Source organism: Acetivibrio sp. MSJd-27, assembly GCF_018918095.1.
GTDB lineage: Bacteria > Bacillota > Clostridia > UMGS1840 > HGM11507 > HGM11507.
Genome location: NZ_JAHLPV010000014.1, coordinates 15,958 through 35,402 on the forward strand (window position 1 = coordinate 15,958; position 19,445 = coordinate 35,402).

Here is a 19,445-nt window from a genome sequence, read left to right on the forward strand (position 1 = left end):
AAATATGGATTATGAAGCAAACGGCGCACAAATATCTCCTGTTTCGCAAGGTTAAATCGCTTGTATCATGACACAGGATTTTATCCTGTCATAAATGGTATAAAAATGAGAATATAGTATATATAAACGGGAAAAAGATACCTTTCTTTTCCCGTTTTTTCTGTATAAAATAGAATTCAGGGATCCTGTATTTCTTTTGCAGACAGCGGTTCCAGTTTGTTTTTCCAAAGTTCTTTCGCTGTCTGAAGAAAGAGGGATCACACAGAAACAAGGAGGTAAGGAATATGAGAAAAAAACTTGCGGTATTCATTGCGCTCGCCGTAATGGTGTCCTGCCTTAGCGGCATTCCGGTGTCTGCGGTCAGCTACAGCGGGGAGGGAGCTGGGACGGATGAAAATCCCTATATTATCACCACGGCGGAAGAATTCAATCAAATTCATAGCTTCAAAACGGCCGTGTTTGAGCTTCGCACTCCGGCCGAGTCGGGGATTACACTGAATAATCCAACTCCTATCACAAATTTCAAAGGAAAGCTATATGGGAAAGACGGGCAGAATACCATCAATCTGAACATTGACCGGTCAGGTTCGACAGAAAGGGCAACCCTCTTCGACAGTATTGCAGAAAACGCTATTCTGGATAATCTGGTACTGACGGGAGCTGTGACTGGAGGCAACACAGGGTATACCAGTGCCTTGGTGGGATATATTGCGGCAGGTTCCAATGTGCAGGTGACCAACATTTCAAGCTATGCTGCTGTTACCATCCATTATGCTGCAGATAGTAACCTGAGATCTGGAGGGCTTATCGGAGCAGTATACAACAACAGCGCTTCGACAAACGGAACGATTTTAATTGAAAACTGTGTCAATTATGGGCAGATTACCTATACACCTGAGACCGAACAGACTGCTGATTTCGGAGGTGTGATCGGTGAAATCGGCAGCGGCAATGATACCATAACGGTGAGAAACTGCGAAAATCATGGGAAAATACTGGGGGCCAAAAGCCGTCTGGGCGGCATAGTCGGCAAAGCGATGGGACCGAAAGCGACAATAACCGGATGCAAAAACTTCGGGGAGATCACCACGGCAAACGCTGTGGGAGGTATTGTGGGCTATACCCAGAACTCAGTCATCGATACCTGCGTCAATGAAGGGAAAATCATATCTTCGGGGAGCAGCACCAATGGCGTGGGTGGCATTCTTGGAAAGAGCAATAATATCTCCACACCGGTAAGCAATTGCATTAATAAAGGGGAGATTCGCTCTTCTGGAACAAATGTCGGCGGTATCGTGGGCTTTTCCGCAGGGAATATTACCGGATGTGTAAACGAAGGGCTTATCTTCACGGACGAGAAGGATGACACTTCCGGAACCATCAATATAGGCGGGATTGCTGGCTATACAGACAATACGGCGGCGGTTGTATCCGGCTGTGAAAACAAAGGTACCGTTTCCGCAGAATTTCCTGTAACCAATGAACAGATTAGTAAAACGACTTATACCGGTGGAATCGTAGGACAAAACAGGGCTGCCTCCATAGTGAACTGTGTCAATGGAGCAGACGGAGCGATTTTGGGCGCATACCCTGAAAATGCAAATCCAAGCAACAGCTCTTATTTTTATGAAGGTGGTATCGTCGGACAGCTGTATAGCGGAAAGAAGGTTTCCGGATGCAGCAATTATGGTACGCTTCAAGGGACAGATGCAAACCTCAGTGCGTATTTTTATTGCGGCGGAATTGCGGGACTTACCATGGGAGGAACGGTTGAGACGAGCAGAAATTACGGGGATATGAATCGTACGACGAGACAGTTCGGCGGCATCATTGGCAGATTTAACACCAGCGGACTGATATCCCAGTGCTTTAATACAGGGAATATTACGTCTACCCACAATAACGGCTATACAGGCGGAATCGCCGCGCGTGTGGACGCCAAAGCTTGCGTAATTGAAAACTGCTATAATATCGGAGAACTGGAAAGTGCTGATTTTACAGGCGGATTGGCCGGAAGCAGTACCGTGACAGTCCGCAATTCCTATTCTATTCAGCTGGAGAAACCAGCGGGTGATGTGCTGTTTGGTACTGGGAAAAACGCAGAGGCATCCAATGTCTATTTCAACAGCTTTGAAGGCGCGCGGAATGACAGCGGCGCAACAGGATTGTCTGCCGTATCCCTAACCGATTCAAGCGCGTATACAGGCTTTGATTTTACAAATGTTTGGGAGATGAAACCTGTTGCAAGCAATACAGACTTTCCATTCCCACAGCTTCGTGCCAATGAGCACGTGCAGCCGTTTACCGCAATGTACCGTGTTGATATAATCCAAACTGGAAATGGAGAGGTATCCCCGGGCGGGACAGTATACGCAAAGGGAGGACAACCTTTTACGATAGCAATTCAGCCGGATAACGGATATGAGGTGGGAAGCCTCTTGTTCAACGGGGCGGAAATACCCGGCGTTCAATCCGATTATACCACTCCCGCAATTACAGAAAACAGTACAATCACCGTGAACTTCACCGAGCGGATCATTGCCGCGCCTCAACCGATCGGATACACCGCAGCGTATATCTCCGATGACCGCTCCAGCAGTATCACATTCGGAAAAGTGGAGCCGGGCTATGGATATCAAGTTCTGGAGTGGGGGATTGCCTACAGCGAGGATCGCGCGCTTTTGGAAAGCTCTCCGGATTCCTGCCAGAAACTGAAAGCGGAAACCGCGCTGAGCACGCAAAACCAATATGGAATATGTGTTCTGGGGGGCATTCCCTCGGAAGGATATTACATGAAAGCTTATGTCGTCTACTGTACCGAGGAAGCGCCCGAGGAAAAAATTACGGTTTACAACGATGCGATTGTTTCAGTTATCTGATAAAAAGCAAAAAACAGTATTGACAAAAGTATATTTTCTGCTATACTGTTAGTAGAAACCATTGAGGGAGAGTGAGTAGGTTTCATTGATTTTCTTTCCAGAGAGCCGCAGATGGTGGGATTGCGGTAAGGAGACAGAAGCTGAATGGACTTCCGAGGGCGAACGGAAAAAAGAGATTCCTCTTTTAGTATGTAAGCCGGAGTATGGCACTCCGTTAACAAAAGTCTGCATATCAAGGGTATGCGTAAAGAGGGCGCAAAAGCGTCAAGCCGGGTGGCACCGCAGGATTATATTGAAATGATATACTCTTGTCCCAGCATTGAAATAATTCTGGGATAAGGGTATTTTTTTATCCTTTCCCAAATGAAAAAGAAAGGAGACATGAAGATGTCAAAACAGGAGATTCCCTACAAAATCTATCTGGAAGAAAGTGAGATGCCAAAGAGCTGGTACAATGTACGGGCGGATATGAAAAATAAGCCCGCTCCGCTTTTGAATCCGGGAACGTTGCAGCCGATGAAACAGGAAGAACTGCAGCCGGTATTCTGCGAGGAACTGGTAAAACAGGAACTGGATGACACGACGGCGTATTTTGAGATTCCCGAGGAGATACGGAATTTTTACAAAATGTACCGCCCCTCCCCTTTAGTACGCGCTTATTGTCTCGAGGAAAAGCTGCAGACACCTGCAAAGATTTACTATAAATTCGAGGGAAACAATACCAGTGGGAGCCATAAGCTCAATTCTGCTATCGCACAGGCCTACTATGCAAAAAAACAAGGCTTAAAAGGTGTTACAACCGAGACCGGAGCCGGTCAATGGGGAACAGCGCTTTCTATGGCTTGTTCCTATTTCGGTTTGGACTGCAAGGTATATATGGTGAAGGTTTCCTATGAACAGAAGCCCTTCCGCCGCGAGGTGATGCGTACCTATGGTGCATCGGTTACCCCATCTCCGTCTATGGACACCGAAGTGGGAAGAAAAATTTTAGAAGCACATCCCGGCACGTCCGGAAGTTTAGGATGCGCAATCTCTGAGGCAGTCGAAGTTGCGACGAAGAAGGAAGGATACCGCTATGTTTTGGGCAGCGTGCTGAATCAGGTGCTGCTGCACCAATCCGTGATCGGTCTGGAAACCAAAACAGCCCTGGACAAATACGGAATTAAGCCGGATATCATTATCGGCTGTGCCGGCGGCGGTTCCAATCTGGGCGGACTGATTGCTCCTTTCATGGGCGAGAAGCTCCGCGGTGAAGCAGACTACCGCATCATCGCGGTGGAACCCGCCTCCTGTCCCAGCTTCACCAGAGGGAAATTTGCATACGATTTCTGCGATACTGGTATGGTTTGTCCACTTGCAAAAATGCATACCTTGGGCAGCGGCTTCATTCCCGCGGCGGATCATGCAGGCGGTCTGCGTTATCACGGCATGAGCTCCACTCTTTCACAGCTGTATCATGATGGACTGATGGAAGCAGTTTCCGTAAAGCAAACTTCCGTCTTTGAAGCGGCAGAGCAGTTTGCCCGGGTGGAGGGGATCTTGCCTGCTCCGGAAAGCAGTCATGCAATCCGTGTTGCCATTGACGAGGCGATGAAGTGCAAGGAAACCGGCGAGGAAAAAACCATTGTGTTCGGACTGACTGGAACCGGTTATTTTGATATGGTTGCCTATGAAAAGTTCCACAACGGGGAAATGCGGGATTACGTTCCGACTGACGAAGAGCTTCAGATTGGATTCGACGGTCTGCCGAAGATAGACTGATAAAAAACAGATAAGATGAAAAGCAACGCTACAGCGCGAAAGCCCAAGCGTTGCTTTTTTGTTTTTTCAACTACAATTTGAAAGGCTATCCGGTTTAACCGGATAGCCTTTCAAGGAATCATGGAAAAGATGAACCATAGAAATGTTATTTCTGTTCAATCAGATATCCGCCCTTTACCATGATCAAAACATCTCTGGCTGCAGTGAACCCGCGGGAATCATTTCTGGGAACAATTAGTAGGTGGTTGGGAGGAACATCCTGCCCGTTTCCCAAATCCACACCGCTTGTGACATCATTCAGGCCGCCCAGTTCTGATGCGATAACAGTACCGGCGCCCTGTCTTAAGATAAATTCACAGCCTTCCTTCCCATAAAAATTCTGACCTTCCTTTACCGATACGACGGTGAAAATCTCGCTTGAACCAGGCGAAGTACCGGGCTGGTCAGTGCCGGGATTCTGTGATACAACTTGGTTTATGTATTCCTTAACCTTTGGGAAGAACACCTCGTTCAAGTAGCCTTCCGTGATCAGTGCGTCGTTGGTCGCAAGACCGTAAACACAAGTGGCACTAAGAAATACACAAACAAAACAAATGATTGCTATTTTTCTTCTTCTGTTCAACTTTTGTAACCCCTTCCAAAAACGTTTAGTTCAGACCAAAACTTACAGATAAGGCCGCATTGACCCGTTCCATATAAATTTCGTCCAAACGGCCGATTTTTTCCTTTAGCCTTTTTTTATCGATGGTCCGGATCTGTTCCATTAGAATCACAGAGTTCTTCGGCAGTCCGAAGCTCTCTGCATTCAGTTCGATGTGGGTGGGGAGCTTTGCCTTGTTGATTTTGCTGGTAATCGCCGCAGCGATTACGGTTGGGCTGTATTTGTTTCCCACGTCGTTCTGAATAATGAGAACGGGACGTACGCCGCCCTGTTCTGATCCGACTACGGGGCTTAAATCGGCATAGTATATATCTCCACGTTTAATAAGCACATTATTCACTCTCCGTTAGATTCAGCTCTGTGATATACAAAGCCTGATTGTCTGCCTCCAAACACATCTCAGCCAGCCCCAAATTAATTTCGCCGAGTTCTTCATATCCTCTTTTTAATTGTTCTTCGGATTCTTTCTTTTTCTTATTGTTTTTGATCAATTCACAAATCGCTTTATTGATAAGGTCGGAAATGCTTCTTGGATCCTCACTGTCCCTAGTCATCTCATCAAGAGCCTTGTAGGTTTCAGGTTCCAGGAAAACCGATATTTTGTAAGAAGCGTCCAATGCTGATTGCCCCCTTTTTTTGAGCAATTTAAACTAAAAAGGTTTACAACTGCCGTTTTTAGTTACATTATACTACAAGCTTACAATATCGTCAAACTGCAAAATTTAGTAATTGAGATATTCGGTTTTTGCTACGATTTTATTGTCTTCAAGATATATCCTGGGAACCCTTCTGCCAATCAGGCAAAAAATCTCATAATTGATGGTGTGAAGCACCTTTGCCATCTCATCAACGGTGATCTCTGATTCACCGTCCCGGCCGATCAGAGTTGCGGTATCCATTGGCCGAACACCAGGTATTTCAGATATACCGACTACTGTCTGATCCATGCAGACAGTTCCGCGGATGGGAGCGTATTTTCCATGGATCAATACATGAAAGGAACCGCTGAGCATACGACGGAATCCGTCCGCATAGCCTGCGGATACCACGGCAACTTTCTCCTCAGAGGTTGTTGTGTACTTTCTTCCATAGCTGATACACACATCCTTAGGAATGGTACGGGTTTGGGTAACCTTTGCCTTAAAAGACAAAAGCGGTTTGAGCATCTCGTCAGAAGAAAGCTGTTCCTTTACATAAGCGGAGGGATAGGCTCCGTACAGGATGATGCCGCAGCGAACCATGTCCAAATGCATTTCGGGATGCAGGAGGGTTGCCGCACTGTTGCAAATATGCTTGATGGGAATATGCAGGCCCCTGTCCTCCAGCTTTTTAATCAGTGCTGTAAAGCGGGTAAACTGCATATTGGTGTAATTCTGACCCTCCTCTTCGTCGGAGGATGCAAAATGGGAGAAGATTCCTTCTATTTCCAAGTTGGGCAGATTTGCAGCCTCACAGATATCATGGATTGTCTGTAAATCGGATGCGGAACCATCATTGCAGAAATGAAATCCCAAGCGGGTCATTCCGGTATCGATTTTCAAATGAACCTTTATCTTCCTCCCTTTTGCCTGTTGGTTAAGCTTTCTCGCAAAATCCAAATCAAAAACGGTAGGCATCGCGTCAAAGGCAATCAGTTCCTCCGCTTGTGAGGCGGATGTGTGTGAGAGGATTAAAATCGGAAGGGTAACCCCGCTTTGCCGAAGCTCGGAAGCTTCCTTCAAACAGGCGGTCGCCAGATAATCTGTGCCCAGCTGCTGTAATTTTTTTGCGATTTCTACAACGCCATGTCCATATGCATCTGATTTCACGACGCCTAGCATCTTCACATTTTCCCCGGTTTTTTTCCGAATGACCGACACGTTGTGCGCCAGATGATCCAGATTGATTTCTGTCCAGCTTCGCTCTTCCTCCATGGACATGCTAAAATCCCTCCATACAGTACTGTAATATATATTTTTACAATATTTCTCTATTTTATAACAAGATTTTAATGAAAGTTTTTGTGCCGGGCAAAAACCTGCAAAAAAGTGTTTTAACGAGAGAAAGAAATGACCTATCCTTTCAGAAGAAAAAGCTCATTTCATGATAATCTCGCTGATATCCCCCCCGCGTTTCTTCCAAGCGATGGGAACCACTTTTTTCAGTGGGAGCAGATAGAATCATCTTCCGCTGAAATGATGGTATAACAGGGTGATGCCCTTTCTCAAACAAGAATTCGAATGGTTTTATATTATTAAAATCAGAAAGTGAAAGCGTCAATCTCTTGAGTCTGCTCAATCAAATGAAATGCCTTTGGCAGGTAGACGATTAGATCGCCTGCAATAAGAGAATACTTTGCGTTTTCTTTCACATAGATATCTCCGCTGGCTCCGTGCAAGTAAACGCCTAAACTTGCAGCGTCATATGGGGATAGACCTTGTGCCAGAAGGCCTGCGATAATGCCGGAAAGTACGTCGCCGCTTCCTGCTGTGGCCATACCGTTGTTCCCCGTGGTGTTGATCCGGACTTCACCGGACTGGGATGCAACAATGGTTTTTGGCCCTTTCAAGACTGTGGTGACACAATTTTCTTTCGCATACTTCATAGAAAAATAGATTTTATTCTGAATCACCTCGGACAGATCCATCTTGGAGAGACGGGAAAATTCCATCTCATGAGGGGTAAAGATCAGCGGGCAGGCGGCCTTTTTCAGCATAGCCTCGTTGACCGCCAGAAAATTCAGACCGTCTCCGTCTACCAATACCGGTTTCGTAAATTTCTGCATTACCAATTTCATTATATGCTTTGCCTTTGGATTTTGGGCATGTCCCATTCCGATAGCAATTGCATCCAACTCGCCCATGTATTTTTCCAGTTCGGAATCTTTCCGGACAATTACCTCGTTGAGCTTGATGCAAACGGCTTCATAGATGTCATCCGGCACAAACAGATAGCACATGCCAGCGCCGGCGCGCAACGCCGCCAAGGAAGCCAGTGTTACAGAACCGGACATTCCCAGACTTCCGCCCACGATTCCCACTTTGCCGAAAGTGCCTTTATGAGAAAAATCAGCGCGTTTGGGCAAAAGCATCCGCGCCATTTCATCGCTGATCAGTCGGTAACTGTAATTGAGTCTTGTATAAGCTTCTTTCGGAATGCCAATATCCAAGACAATTTTTTCACCGGCCAGTTCCGCCCCCGGATAGACGTTTAACCCGACCTTATCAATGGCCAGAGAATACGTTTTCTTTGCTTTGATATGGGAACCGACTGCCCTCCCGTTGTCGGCATTGACACCGCTGGGGATATCAATGGAAATCACGATGTTTTTCCATTCCTGTACCTTGTCGATCGTTTCCTTGATACTGCCCTTCGGCTCCCCGGTGATACCGATTCCCAGAAGCGCATCCACAACGACTGTGGACTTGTCCGGCGCAATTTGCTCAGAACGGATGGGAACACCGGCACTTTTCGCCGTCTCATAAGCCCGCAGCGTCAAAGGATTGAATTGTTCCGGCGGATCGGTTGCAAAGACGGAAACGTTACATCCTTTTTGCAGCAAATTTTTTGCTGTCAGTAAACCGTCTCCGCCGTTTTTTCCTCTGCCGCACAGAAAGAGAAACGAACGTTCCCTGCCAAAATCTTTGAATATTTCTTCTGCCAAGGCAGACGCTGCATTTTCCATCAGCTTTTCCTCCGGGATAGAAAATTCGGCAGATGCAATTTGATCCAATTGTTTTACTTGTGCAGATGTAGCCAGTAACATATTTATTCCTCCAATATGACAAATGCAACCGCATTTTGATTTGAGTGGGATATACTCACATAAATGTTTCGAAAAGACGGAACGCAGGAAAGTAGGTCTAATTTCTCTGAAAGCACGAGAAAAGGCTTTCCGAGATTGTCGGTTCGGACCTCCACATCACGGAAAGAAAAGCCGCGGAAGCCCGTACCAAGAGCTTTGGCAAACGCCTCCTTTGCCGCAAAAAAACCCGCCAGCGTTTGCGGATTCAGCCCCTTTTCCTGATAAATAGAAATTTCTCCCTCTGTAAATACGCGCTGGAGAAAAGAATCCCTTTGGACTGCCTTCCGGATGCGATCGATTTCGATGATATCGGTTCCGATTCCCTTGATCATCCGTCTATCACTATCCGCATGGGATTGTACCGTTTCATGTCTTCCAGAAGCCCCGAGGCAGGAGAAAACAGCATCAGCATACGGTTGCCCTCCTTGTTGGTGAAGACGGCATAGTAACGGTTTTCGGTGCCCGCGCCTTTGCTGGCATCAAATTTCACTTTGATATTGGGGTCCTTCTGATAGTTTTGGAAACGTTCGCCCTCTGCCTTTTCGCACACATCAAACTTGGATACGGAAATTGTCACGTAGCGTTTCCGCTTCCGTTTGCCGGAGATTTTATCCACATCCAGTTCGCCGTTTGTAAATATGTACTCAAACTCAATACTGTTGTTCGTTGTAAACCACCAAGCCAGGAAATAGATGCCCGCGCATAGAGGAACGCTCAATCCATAGGTCAGAACGGACATAGTAAACGCCAATGGCGTACAGGCTACCGCCAGCCCCCACAGGCAAACGGAACCCGCGATAGACAGAGCGGACCGTTTCTGCTTTACCATATATTCCTTATAAATATCCATAACTGTTCTCCTTGATTGTATTTCTTATTTCGATTTAGATGTCCTTCAGAGTAAGGGATATCTTTCCTTTTTGTACATCCACATCCATGATTTTTACCTTTAGGATATCCCCTACAGCAAGTTTTTCGGAGGGATGTTTGATATATTCTTTACAGATCTGGGAAATGTGGATCAGACCGTCATGATGGACTCCCAAGTCAACAAATGCGCCGAAATCAATGACATTGCGCACGGTTCCAGTCAGAATCATGCCGGGCTTGAGATCCTTGATATCCAAAAGATCGCTTCTCAACTCCGGTTTCGGCGCATTGTCGCGGATATCACGGCCTGGTTTTACAAGCTCTGTGACGATATCCCGAAGCGTCGGAAGACCGATTTCTACTTTTTCTCCCAGTTTCTCAGCGCCATATTCCCGGATGCGGCTGTGGATATCATCAAGGTTCCCAATGTCCTCTTTTTGATATCCAAGAATATCCAGCATCATTTCAGCCGCCTGATAGCTTTCCGGATGGACAGAGGTGTTGTCAAATATATTTTTTCCCTCCGGAATGCGCAGAAATCCGGCGCATTGCTCATAGGCTTTTTTGCCGAGTTTCGGAACCTTCAGAAGCTCTCTGCGGGACTGGAAAGCACCGTTTTCTTCCCGGTAAGCTAAAATATTTTTTGCTACGGTGGCGTTGATGCCTGAGACAAAGGAAAGCAGGGAAGGGGATGCGGTATTCACATCCACGCCCACCGAGTTGACGCAGTCTTCGACAACGCCGCCCAGAGCTTCGCTCAGGCGCTTCTGGTTCATGTCATGCTGGTATTGTCCGACCCCAATGGCTTTCGGATCAATTTTCACCAGCTCCGCCAGCGGATCCTGTATCCGCCGTGCGATAGATACCGCACTGCGCAGCGCCACATCGTAATCGGGAAACTCCTCTGCACCCAGCTTGGAGGCGGAATAGACCGAAGCACCCGCTTCGGAGACAACAATATAGTGAACCTCCCTGTCAACCTCTTTGAGCAGATCGGCGACGAAAATTTCGGATTCTTTTGAAGCGGTGCCGTTGCCGATGGAAATCAGATCAACCTGGTATTTTTCGATCAATTTTTTTAGAACAGCCTTTGCCTGTTCCACTTTGTTCTGCGGAGGCGTGGGATATACAACCGTGGTTTCCAGCACCTTTCCTGTCTCATCCACCACCGCGATCTTACAGCCTGTCCGGTAAGCGGGATCGAGTCCCAGCGTCACCTTTCCCTTGAAGGGGGGAGTCATCAGAAGATGCTTCAGGTTGACCGAAAACACCTTGATGGCCTGCTCCTGCGCCCGCTCGGTCAGCATATTGCGGATTTCCCTTTCCACCGAGGGGAAGATCAGCCGTTTATAAGCGTCAAGAGCGCTGTCCCGCACCAGTTGCTGGGTGATACTCTGCCCTTTGATTACCTGTTTATGAATCAGAGCCAGAGCGTTTTCTTCATCCACTTCCAGTTTAACAGACAGGAAACCTTCCTTTTCTCCGCGATCCAACGCCAGAATACGGTGGTTTGCAATCCGATTTACCGCTTCGCTGTATTCATAGTACATCCGGTAGACGGAATCCTCATTCTTTGATTGCTTGGAGGATATGACCCCTGTGCGGTAAAGAAACGCTTTTAACAGTTTCCGAATCTGAGGATCATCCGAGATGTTTTCCGCCACAATATGCATGGCTCCTTCCAAAGCTTCTTGCCCGCTGGCAACTCCTTTTTCGTCGCTGACGTAACCGGAAGCCAAGTCCTGTATGGAGCCTGTCTTTAATTCCTGCGCAAGGATCAGCTGAGCCAAGGGTTCGAGCCCTTTTTCTTTCGCAATGGTCGCCTTTGTACGCTTTTTCGGCTTAAAGGGACGGTAAATGTCCTCCACCTCAGCCAACGTTTTTGCATTTTGGATACTGAGCGCAATCTCGTCGGTCAGCTTTTCCTGCTCCTCAATCGAGCGAAGCACTTCCTCCTTGCGCTGTTTTAAATTTCTCAGATAAGTCAGACGGTCAAAAAGTTCACGGAGCACCTGATCATCCAACTCACCGGTTTTTTCTTTTCGGTAACGGGCGATAAAGGGGATTGTGCACCCCTCATCAATGAGAGCAATGGCTGCATCCGCCTGCCACTGCTTTATTTTCAATTCCTCTGCAATCGTTTGATTGATTTCCACAGTCTATATCACCTTTCTTCTTTGATCAAAGCCAATTCATCTTCCGTGAGTTCTCTGCTTTCGCCGGGTTCCAGACGGGGATCCAAATCCAGATTTCCCATGCGGATTCGTTTTAAATATACGACCTTTTTTCCAAGGCTCAAAAACATACGTTTCACTTGATGGAATTTCCCTTCCGATATGGTCACAAAACATTTTGATATTTCAGCGGACTTGGTGATTTCCAGTTTGCCTGGCTTTGTGACATAACCGTCGTCCAGCTGAATTCCGCTTTCAAAAGCTTCCCTGTCTGACTCACCCAGCACGCCCTCTACCTCTGCATAATATGTTTTTCGAATATGATTTTTCGGTCCGGTGACAAAGTGATTCAGCGCACCGTCACTGGTAAGAAATACGAATCCCTCCGTGTCTACATCCAGTCTGCCGGCAGGCATGACTTTGGAAGCCACAATGGGATCGTCAAGCAATTCAATCACGGTAGGATACAGATTATCCACTGTTGCGGTGACGTAACCGGCAGGCTTGTTCATCATCAAATAAATATGCCTGCGGTAAGCTACCGGGGCGCCATTCACTGTCACGATGTCGGTTTCCTCGGCAATTTTCTCTTTCGGCAAGCGGACAGCCTGCCCATTTACCAATACCTCGCCGCGGCGGATCATTCTCTGCACTTCCGTGCGGGTTCCAATGCCCATATTTCCTAAAAATTTATCAATTCGTATCATTTCATCTTCCTTTTTTGAAGAGTGTCCGCGCTTCAAATATACGTTTCATATTATACTACAAACCGCTCCGTTTCGCAAGTGATATGTTTTGGAGTTTTCCGCGGAGTGCAGGTTTACATTCTATGCTTCTATAAGGAGGAACGGTTCGGCTTTTCCGGTTCGGTGGAAGACCGCTTGCTTTTCGTTATTTCTTGACTTTTTCCCGCGAATAAAATATAATAGCTAAATAGAGATTCCAGCATTTTTGCAGGCGGTAGCCTTTTTCTTTTCTGTGGAAATATACTCTTCTGCTGGAGAGCATATATGACAGCGCGATAGGTTATTGCTGAAGCGAATGTATTTCGGAAATAATGCTGATTGAAATAAATGTGGAGGAAACGAGAATGTATTGGAACGAGAAAATCGAAACAATGCCGCGTGAAGAAATGCGGAAGCTGCAGTCCGAGCGTTTGGTGGATACGGTAAAACGGGTATATGAAAACGTGCCCTATTACCGTAAAAAAATGCAGGATATCGGATTGGAACCAGGGGATATCAAAGGAATTGACGATTTGAACAAACTGCCCTTTACATATAAAACAGATTTGCGGGATAACTATCCTTTCGGAACCTTTGCGGTGCCAATGGAACAAGTTACCAGGATTCATGCATCCAGCGGAACCACAGGCAAGCAGACGGTGGTAGGCTATACCCAGCAGGATTTGGACGTTTGGGCGGAATGCCTTGCCAGAAGTTTCACCAGCATCGGAGTAGGAAGGAAAGATATTGCCCACATTGCCTATGGTTATGGTTTGTTTACCGGGGGACTAGGGGCCCACTGCGGATGCGAGAAGGTCGGGGCTGCGGTTGTTCCTGTTTCGACCGGTAACACCAAGCGTCAGATTAATCTGATGGTGGATTTTAAAGCGACTCTGCTGTGCTGCACACCCTCCTATGCACTGCATTTGGCCGACACCATGAAAGATTTGGGCTTTTCCAAAGATGATTTATGTCTGAAATATGGTGTGTTCGGGGCAGAGCCCTGGACAGAAAATATGAGAAAAGAATTGGAAAACAAACTGGGCATTACTGCTTACGATGTTTATGGCCTTTCGGAGATTATGGGACCAGGGGTGTCTATGAACTGTTCTGTAAAGGATGGGCTACATATCCATCACGATCACTTTGTCCCGGAGATTATCAACCCGGAGACCGGCGAGGTGCTTCCGGAAGGAGAGACAGGGGAACTGGTGTTCACCTGCATCACAAAGCAGGCGTTGCCGCTTCTGCGTTACCGCACAAAGGATCTTTGCTCTGTCACCTATGATACTTGCGAGTGTGGAAGAACACTGCCTAGGATGGGCAAAATCACCGGTCGTTCCGACGATATGATGATCATCCGCGGAGTGAATGTATTTCCATCTCAGATTGAGACGGTTCTCTTAAAATTCAGTGATGTGGAACCTCATTACATGATTTATGTTGACCGGGTAAACAATTTGGATATCATGGAAGTTCAGGTGGAGGTAACCCAGGAACTCTTCTCCTCCCGGGTGCGCAAGTTAGAGGATCTGGAGAAGAAGCTGTCCGCTGAGATCAATTCCACCCTGGGAATCAGCGCAAAAATCAAATTGGTGGAACCCAAAACGATTCCGAGAAGCGAAGGAAAAGCGGTGCGTGTCATTGACAGGAGAAAATTGGTTTGAATTGATTGGAAAAAGACGCCGTATGATAATCATACGGCGCCGTTTTGGATTTAAGCTTGAAGCATCGTATACGAATCCGGTTTTGGTTGTCTGAGGCGGGTTCGTATCCTGCATTCTATGCTTAAGCATGGATTACATGTGAAGGGTATCTATGATACTTCCGGCATTTTTCATCATCCGGCCAACCCGTTTTTTCATGTATTTTCTGTCACGCTCTTTGACCGGATCGAAAATGACTCCCATCACTGCACCAATTGCCGCACCTGCTACCAGGCCTTTTACAAATCCGCCTGTACTCATACTTTTCACTCCTTTTTCCTGATTTCTTTTGTTAGTATTTGTTGAATTTTATCCTCTATACAGAGAAATTCAGGCTGGCAATCCACAAAATGTATAACCTTGCTAAAAAGTTTTCTGTGCCTGTGAGCGGCAGGGTTCGATTTGGGAAACAAGCGGCAGGCAAACAGCTTCTGCTGCGCAGGGTTGAAACGCTTGTATGGTGACTTTTGACGCACTGTGCGCAAAAGCAATTCATCTTGTTATAAAAATAATCGGAAACTCTTCAAAAGCGCTTCAAACTCGCCATGCGATGGACATATTCGTCGAAGTGACAGAAAAAGCGCTTTTGTCATTATTTTTTGAAACATGCAATTATGCATTGTTTCTATGTTATAAAAAGTTTAAAATTTGTACTTGGAAGGGAATGATAGTTTCAGTGGAACAAAAAAAATATGATAATTCCAGTATCTCCTCACTCAAAGGAGCGGACCGGGTGCGGCTGAGACCTGCGGTTATCTTTGGCTCTGACGGGATTCTGGGCTGCCAGCATTCCGTCTTCGAGATCCTTTCCAATTCGATTGACGAAGCAAGGGAAGGCTATGGAAAAACCATAGAGGTGACACGTTTCGCCGATCATTCGGTGATGGTTAAGGATTACGGGCGCGGGACGCCTGTGGACTATAATCCAAAGGAAAACAGATACAACTGGGAACTGGTATACTGTGAGCTTTATGCCGGTGGAAAATATAACAACAACTCGGGAGACAACTATGAATATAGTCTGGGATTGAATGGACTTGGATGCTGTTCCACGCAGTATGCATCAGAGTATATGAATGTGACTGTCATACGCGACGGGTATCAATACGATTTGCATTTTGAGCACGGGGAGAATATCGGCGGTCTGAAAAAGACGCCTACCGATGCGAAAAAGACCGGTACCATCACAAAATGGAGGCCGGATCTGGAGGTTTTTACCGACATTGATATTGGCTTGGATTACTATATCACCGTCATGAAAAAACAGGCTGTTGTAAATCCTGGAATCACTTTCAAGCTGTTTAATCAGAAAGAGGACGGCTCTTTTGAAACCTATGATTTTTTGTATAAAGACGGTATCGTGGACTATGTGCGGGAATTAAGCGAGGGAAAGGAAATCTCTTCAATCCGCAGCATGGCTTGCGAGAGAGCAGGTAAAGACAGAAGCGATAAAGAGGAATATAAGGTGAAAATGCAGATAGCATTTTGCTTTAATAATGAAATCAACCTGATTGAGTATTATCACAATTCCAGTTTCCTGGAATATGGAGGTTCTCCGGATAAAGCGGTCCGGAATGCCTTCGTCTATGCTATTGACAAATACTTGAAACAGAATAATAAATACACGAAGACAGAATCCAAAATCAATTTCAATGATGTACAGGACAGCCTGCTTTTGGTTTCCAGTTCTTTCTCCACGGTAACTTCCTATGAGAATCAGACAAAGAAGGCCATCACGAACAAATTCATTCAGGAATCGATGAATGAGTTTTTGAAGGAACAGCTGGAGATTTATTTCATTGAGAATAAGCAGGAAGCGGACAAGATCGCGGAACAGATTCTGATCAACAAGAGAAGCCGGGAGCAGGCGGAGAAGGCAAAACTGAATATCAAGAAAAAACTTTCATCTACCATGGACGTGACAAACCGTGTGCAGAAATTTGTGGATTGCCGTTCCAAGGATATCGCCAAACGAGAGATTTATATTGTGGAGGGTGACTCCGCACTGGGTTCCTGTAAAATGGGACGTGATCCGGATTTTCAGGCGATTATGCCGGTTCGAGGGAAAATTTTGAATTGTCTGAAAGCAGAGTATGACAAAATCTTTAAGAGCGAAATCATCACCGATCTTCTTCGGGTGCTGGGCTGTGGAGTGGAGATTAAGATGAAGCATGCCAAGGACATCTCTGACTTTGATTTGGACAAACTTCGATGGGGAAAGGTCATCATCTGTACCGATGCTGATGTGGATGGATTTCAGATACGAACGTTGATTCTGACCATGCTATACCGGCTGGTACCGACCCTGATCGAAGCGGGAAAGGTCTATATTGCGGAGTCACCGCTGTTTGAGATTACCACGAAGAAAAAAACCTATTTTGCTTACAACGAAAAAGAAAAGATGGAGATATTAGACAAACTGGATGAAAAATATACCTTGCAGCGTTCCAAGGGATTGGGTGAGAATGAGCCGGAAATGATGTGGGAAACTACAATGTGTCCGGATACCCGCCGGCTGATCAAGGTTATGCCGGAGGACGCACAAAGCACGAAGCAGATGTTTGATATTCTTTTAGGGGATAATCTGCAGGGGAGGAAAGACTACATCCGGGATTTCGGCGCGGACTATCTTGAAATGTTGGATATCAGTTAGGAGATGGAAAAAGAAATGGATTTGCAGAATATAACCGATGTGCTTCGCACAAATTTCATGCCCTATGCTATGAGCGTGATTATCTCCCGTGCAATCCCTGAAATTGATGGATTTAAGCCTTCCCACCGGAAACTTTTATATACCATGTACAAGATGGGGCTGCTGACCGGGAATCGAACAAAATCCGCGAATGTAGTGGGACAAACCATGAAACTAAACCCCCATGGGGATATGGCGATCTATGAGACCATGGTGCGGCTGACCCGCAGCAATGAGTCATTGCTCTATCCCTATGTGGACTCTAAGGGGAACTTCGGAAAAGTATACTCCAGAGATATGGCATTTGCCGCATCCAGGTATACGGAAGTGAAATTGGAGAGTCTGTGTTTCGAGCTGTTTAAAAATATTGATAAGGACACGGTAGATTTTGTTGACAACTATGACGGAACACTGAAGGAACCGACATTGTTCCCTGTTACGTTTCCGACGATTTTGACAAATCCCAATCTGGGAATCGCCGTGGGGATGGCTTCCAACATTGCAAGTTTCAACCTGGGTGAAGTGTGCGATGCGGAAATTGCATATTTAGAGAATGAAAACGCAGATATGGCAGATTATATCAAAGCGCCTGATTTTCCCACCGGAGGATATCTCATCTATGATGAAGAGCAGATGAGAGCTATTTTGGATACCGGCCGCGGCAGCTTTAAAATCCGTGCGAAATACCAGTATGACGCCAAAGAAAATCTGATTGAGATTTTGGAGATTCCTTATTCCACAACATCAGAAGCAATTGTGGATAAGGTGGTAGAAAATATCAAAGCCGGAAAACTCAAAGAGGTGGCTGATATCCGCGATGAAACCGGTTTAAACGGCTTGAAAATCACACTGGATTTAAAACGCGGTACCGATCCGGAAATGCTGATGCTTAAACTGTTTAAAATGACACCTTTGGAGGACAGTTTCTCCTGCAATTTCAATATTTTGATAAATGGAAGTCCTGAAGTATTAGGTGTAAAAGGGATCTTGGCGAATTGGACAACCTTCCGTATCCAATGCATAAAGCGGCAGACCAGGTTTGATATCTCGGCTAAAAGTGAGAAACTCCATTTATTAAACGGCCTCAAGAAAATTCTTTTGGATATTGACAAAGCGGTAAAGATCGTGCGGGAAACGGAGGATGATACGGAAGTTATTCCCAACCTGATGAAGGGTTTTTCCATTGATGAGAAGCAGGCCGAGTTTGTGGCGGAGATCAAGCTTAGAAACCTGAACAAGAAATATATCCTGAACAAGGTCGACGAGATCGAAAATCTCCGTAAAGAATTAGAAGATTTGAACCGACTGTTAGCAGATCCTGCCTTGATAAAAGAGCAGATTATAAAAGAACTGACTGCGATTAAGAAGAAATACAGTAAACCCAGAAAATCAGAGATTCTGACAACAGAAGAAATTGAGCATTTTTCGGAGGACATGCAGATTGAGGATTATAATCTGAAGCTATTTCTGACAAAACAGGGGTATTTAAAAAAGATTCCGCTGACATCTCTCCGTGCTGGCGGAGAGCATAAATTCAAAGAGGGAGATAAGCTGGTCAAGGAATTTGATGAGACGAATTTAGGAGAATTGCTGGTATTTACCAACAGGCAAAATGTCTATAAAATCAAAATTTATGAGATTGCGGACACCAAATTGAGCGGAATGGGCGAATTTTTGAAAAGTGTGCTGGGGTGTGAACCGGAGGAAGAGATTATCGATGTGTTCAGCGCCAATGCATACAAGGGACATTTTCTGTTCGCTTTTGAAAACGGAAAGATGGCGAAAATTCCTCTTGCTTCCTATGAGACAAAAACAAACCGTAAAAAGCTGGTAAACAGCTATTCGGATGCGTCGAAGCTGATTAAAATACTATATCTTCCGGAGGATACGGACATAGTGTCTTATTCCAGCAATGGAAAAATTTTAGTTTTTCATTCTTCATCGATCAATCCAAAAACCACCAGAAGTTCAAACGGAGTCAATGTAATGACCCTTCGAAGAGGAGCAGCTTTGAAAAAGGTGGTTGAGCTTGCCAGAACAAGGCTCAAGGAACCGGATTATTACAGAACCAAAAATATTCCTGCGGTTGGCTGTTTCCAGAAGGAAGACGGCGACAAACAGGTGAAGATGTTTGAATAGCCAAAACGGCTACCGTGCAGAACATTTGTGAGTTTTTGCACGGCAGCCGTTTTT

Annotated in this window: 15 protein-coding genes; 5 read left to right on the top strand and 10 right to left on the bottom strand. The window is 45.9% G+C overall.

Annotated elements, in window-relative coordinates; translation table 11 throughout:
• The first annotated feature begins 284 nt into the window (after positions 1-284).
• Both KQI32_RS06625 and KQI32_RS06630 read left to right on the top strand, forming a co-directional pair.
• A complete protein-coding gene (locus KQI32_RS06625; RefSeq protein WP_216424396.1) occupies positions 285-2,879 on the top strand; it encodes a hypothetical protein in 2,595 nt (864 codons plus the stop codon).
• 387 nt (positions 2,880-3,266) lie between these two features.
• Entirely contained in the window at positions 3,267-4,640 is a 1,374-nt protein-coding gene (locus tag KQI32_RS06630) for a TrpB-like pyridoxal phosphate-dependent enzyme (RefSeq protein ID WP_177689752.1), read from the top strand.
• Positions 4,641-4,785: 145 nt separating this feature from the next.
• On the opposite strand, the gene KQI32_RS06635 is transcribed toward KQI32_RS06630, so the two are convergent.
• The 9 genes from KQI32_RS06635 to KQI32_RS06675 form a co-directional block, all read right to left on the bottom strand.
• Positions 4,786-5,262, bottom strand: coding sequence for a hypothetical protein (locus tag KQI32_RS06635; protein WP_177689751.1), 477 nt, complete (start codon positions 5,260-5,262; stop codon positions 4,786-4,788).
• Positions 5,263-5,287: 25 nt separating this feature from the next.
• Positions 5,288-5,632, bottom strand: a complete 345-nt coding sequence (locus KQI32_RS06640; RefSeq protein ID WP_177689750.1) for a type II toxin-antitoxin system PemK/MazF family toxin — start codon at positions 5,630-5,632, stop codon at positions 5,288-5,290.
• Position 5,633: 1 nt separating this feature from the next.
• A complete protein-coding gene (locus tag KQI32_RS06645; protein WP_177689748.1) occupies positions 5,634-5,918 on the bottom strand; it encodes a hypothetical protein in 285 nt (94 codons plus the stop codon).
• A 105-nt stretch (positions 5,919-6,023) separates the two neighbouring features.
• Positions 6,024-7,220, bottom strand: a complete 1,197-nt coding sequence (gene alr, locus KQI32_RS06650; RefSeq protein WP_216424397.1) for an alanine racemase — start codon at positions 7,218-7,220, stop codon at positions 6,024-6,026.
• Positions 7,221-7,540: 320 nt separating this feature from the next.
• Entirely contained in the window at positions 7,541-9,046 is a 1,506-nt protein-coding gene (locus tag KQI32_RS06655; protein ID WP_216424398.1) for an NAD(P)H-hydrate dehydratase, read from the bottom strand.
• Positions 9,047-9,048: 2 nt separating this feature from the next.
• Complete coding sequence (gene acpS, locus KQI32_RS06660; protein ID WP_177689745.1) at positions 9,049-9,417, bottom strand: holo-ACP synthase; 369 nt, start codon at positions 9,415-9,417, stop codon at positions 9,049-9,051.
• Positions 9,414-9,935 carry a DUF6106 family protein gene (locus KQI32_RS06665; RefSeq protein ID WP_177689743.1) on the bottom strand — a complete coding sequence of 174 codons (522 nt, stop codon included), beginning with the start codon at positions 9,933-9,935 and terminating at the stop codon, positions 9,414-9,416. Before KQI32_RS06665 ends, acpS begins: the two co-directional genes overlap by 4 nt.
• Before the next feature lie 34 nt (positions 9,936-9,969).
• Positions 9,970-12,111: a Tex family protein gene (locus KQI32_RS06670; RefSeq protein WP_216424399.1), complete on the bottom strand. Its 2,142-nt coding sequence runs from the start codon at positions 12,109-12,111 to the stop codon at positions 9,970-9,972.
• Positions 12,112-12,119: 8 nt separating this feature from the next.
• Positions 12,120-12,836 (bottom strand): pseudouridine synthase, encoded by a 717-nt coding sequence (locus tag KQI32_RS06675; protein ID WP_177689741.1) that lies wholly within the window; start codon positions 12,834-12,836, stop codon positions 12,120-12,122.
• 383 nt (positions 12,837-13,219) lie between these two features.
• Between KQI32_RS06675 and KQI32_RS06680 the strand changes: the two genes are divergently transcribed.
• Positions 13,220-14,521 carry a phenylacetate--CoA ligase family protein gene (locus KQI32_RS06680; protein ID WP_177689739.1) on the top strand — a complete coding sequence of 434 codons (1,302 nt, stop codon included), beginning with the start codon at positions 13,220-13,222 and terminating at the stop codon, positions 14,519-14,521.
• Between the two features lie 132 nt (positions 14,522-14,653).
• Here KQI32_RS06680 and KQI32_RS06685 read toward each other — a convergent pair whose 3' ends face one another.
• The gene (locus KQI32_RS06685) at positions 14,654-14,821 is read right to left on the bottom strand and encodes a YtxH domain-containing protein (protein WP_177689738.1); all 168 of its coding nucleotides are present in this window, start codon (positions 14,819-14,821) and stop codon (positions 14,654-14,656) included.
• A gap of 403 nt (positions 14,822-15,224) precedes the next feature.
• Between KQI32_RS06685 and KQI32_RS06690 the strand changes: the two genes are divergently transcribed.
• A complete protein-coding gene (locus KQI32_RS06690) occupies positions 15,225-17,213 on the top strand; it encodes a type IIA DNA topoisomerase subunit B (RefSeq protein WP_177689737.1) in 1,989 nt (662 codons plus the stop codon).
• 15 nt (positions 17,214-17,228) lie between these two features.
• Positions 17,229-19,391: a DNA topoisomerase (ATP-hydrolyzing) subunit A gene (locus tag KQI32_RS06695; protein WP_253291093.1), complete on the top strand. Its 2,163-nt coding sequence runs from the start codon at positions 17,229-17,231 to the stop codon at positions 19,389-19,391.
• The last annotated feature ends 54 nt before the right edge of the window (positions 19,392-19,445 follow it).

Coding starts and splice junctions, on each gene's coding strand:
- KQI32_RS06625 (WP_216424396.1), top strand. CDS start 285: ATGAGAAAAAAACTTGCGGTATTCATTGCGCTCGCCGTAATGGTGTCC.
- KQI32_RS06630 (WP_177689752.1), top strand. CDS start 3,267: ATGTCAAAACAGGAGATTCCCTACAAAATCTATCTGGAAGAAAGTGAG.
- alr (WP_216424397.1), bottom strand. CDS start 7,220: ATGTCCATGGAGGAAGAGCGAAGCTGGACAGAAATCAATCTGGATCAT.
- KQI32_RS06655 (WP_216424398.1), bottom strand. CDS start 9,046: ATGTTACTGGCTACATCTGCACAAGTAAAACAATTGGATCAAATTGCA.
- acpS (WP_177689745.1), bottom strand. CDS start 9,417: ATGATCAAGGGAATCGGAACCGATATCATCGAAATCGATCGCATCCGG.
- KQI32_RS06665 (WP_177689743.1), bottom strand. CDS start 9,935: ATGGATATTTATAAGGAATATATGGTAAAGCAGAAACGGTCCGCTCTG.
- KQI32_RS06675 (WP_177689741.1), bottom strand. CDS start 12,836: ATGATACGAATTGATAAATTTTTAGGAAATATGGGCATTGGAACCCGC.
- KQI32_RS06680 (WP_177689739.1), top strand. CDS start 13,220: ATGTATTGGAACGAGAAAATCGAAACAATGCCGCGTGAAGAAATGCGG.
- KQI32_RS06685 (WP_177689738.1), bottom strand. CDS start 14,821: ATGAGTACAGGCGGATTTGTAAAAGGCCTGGTAGCAGGTGCGGCAATT.
- KQI32_RS06690 (WP_177689737.1), top strand. CDS start 15,225: ATGATAGTTTCAGTGGAACAAAAAAAATATGATAATTCCAGTATCTCC.
- KQI32_RS06695 (WP_253291093.1), top strand. CDS start 17,229: ATGGATTTGCAGAATATAACCGATGTGCTTCGCACAAATTTCATGCCC.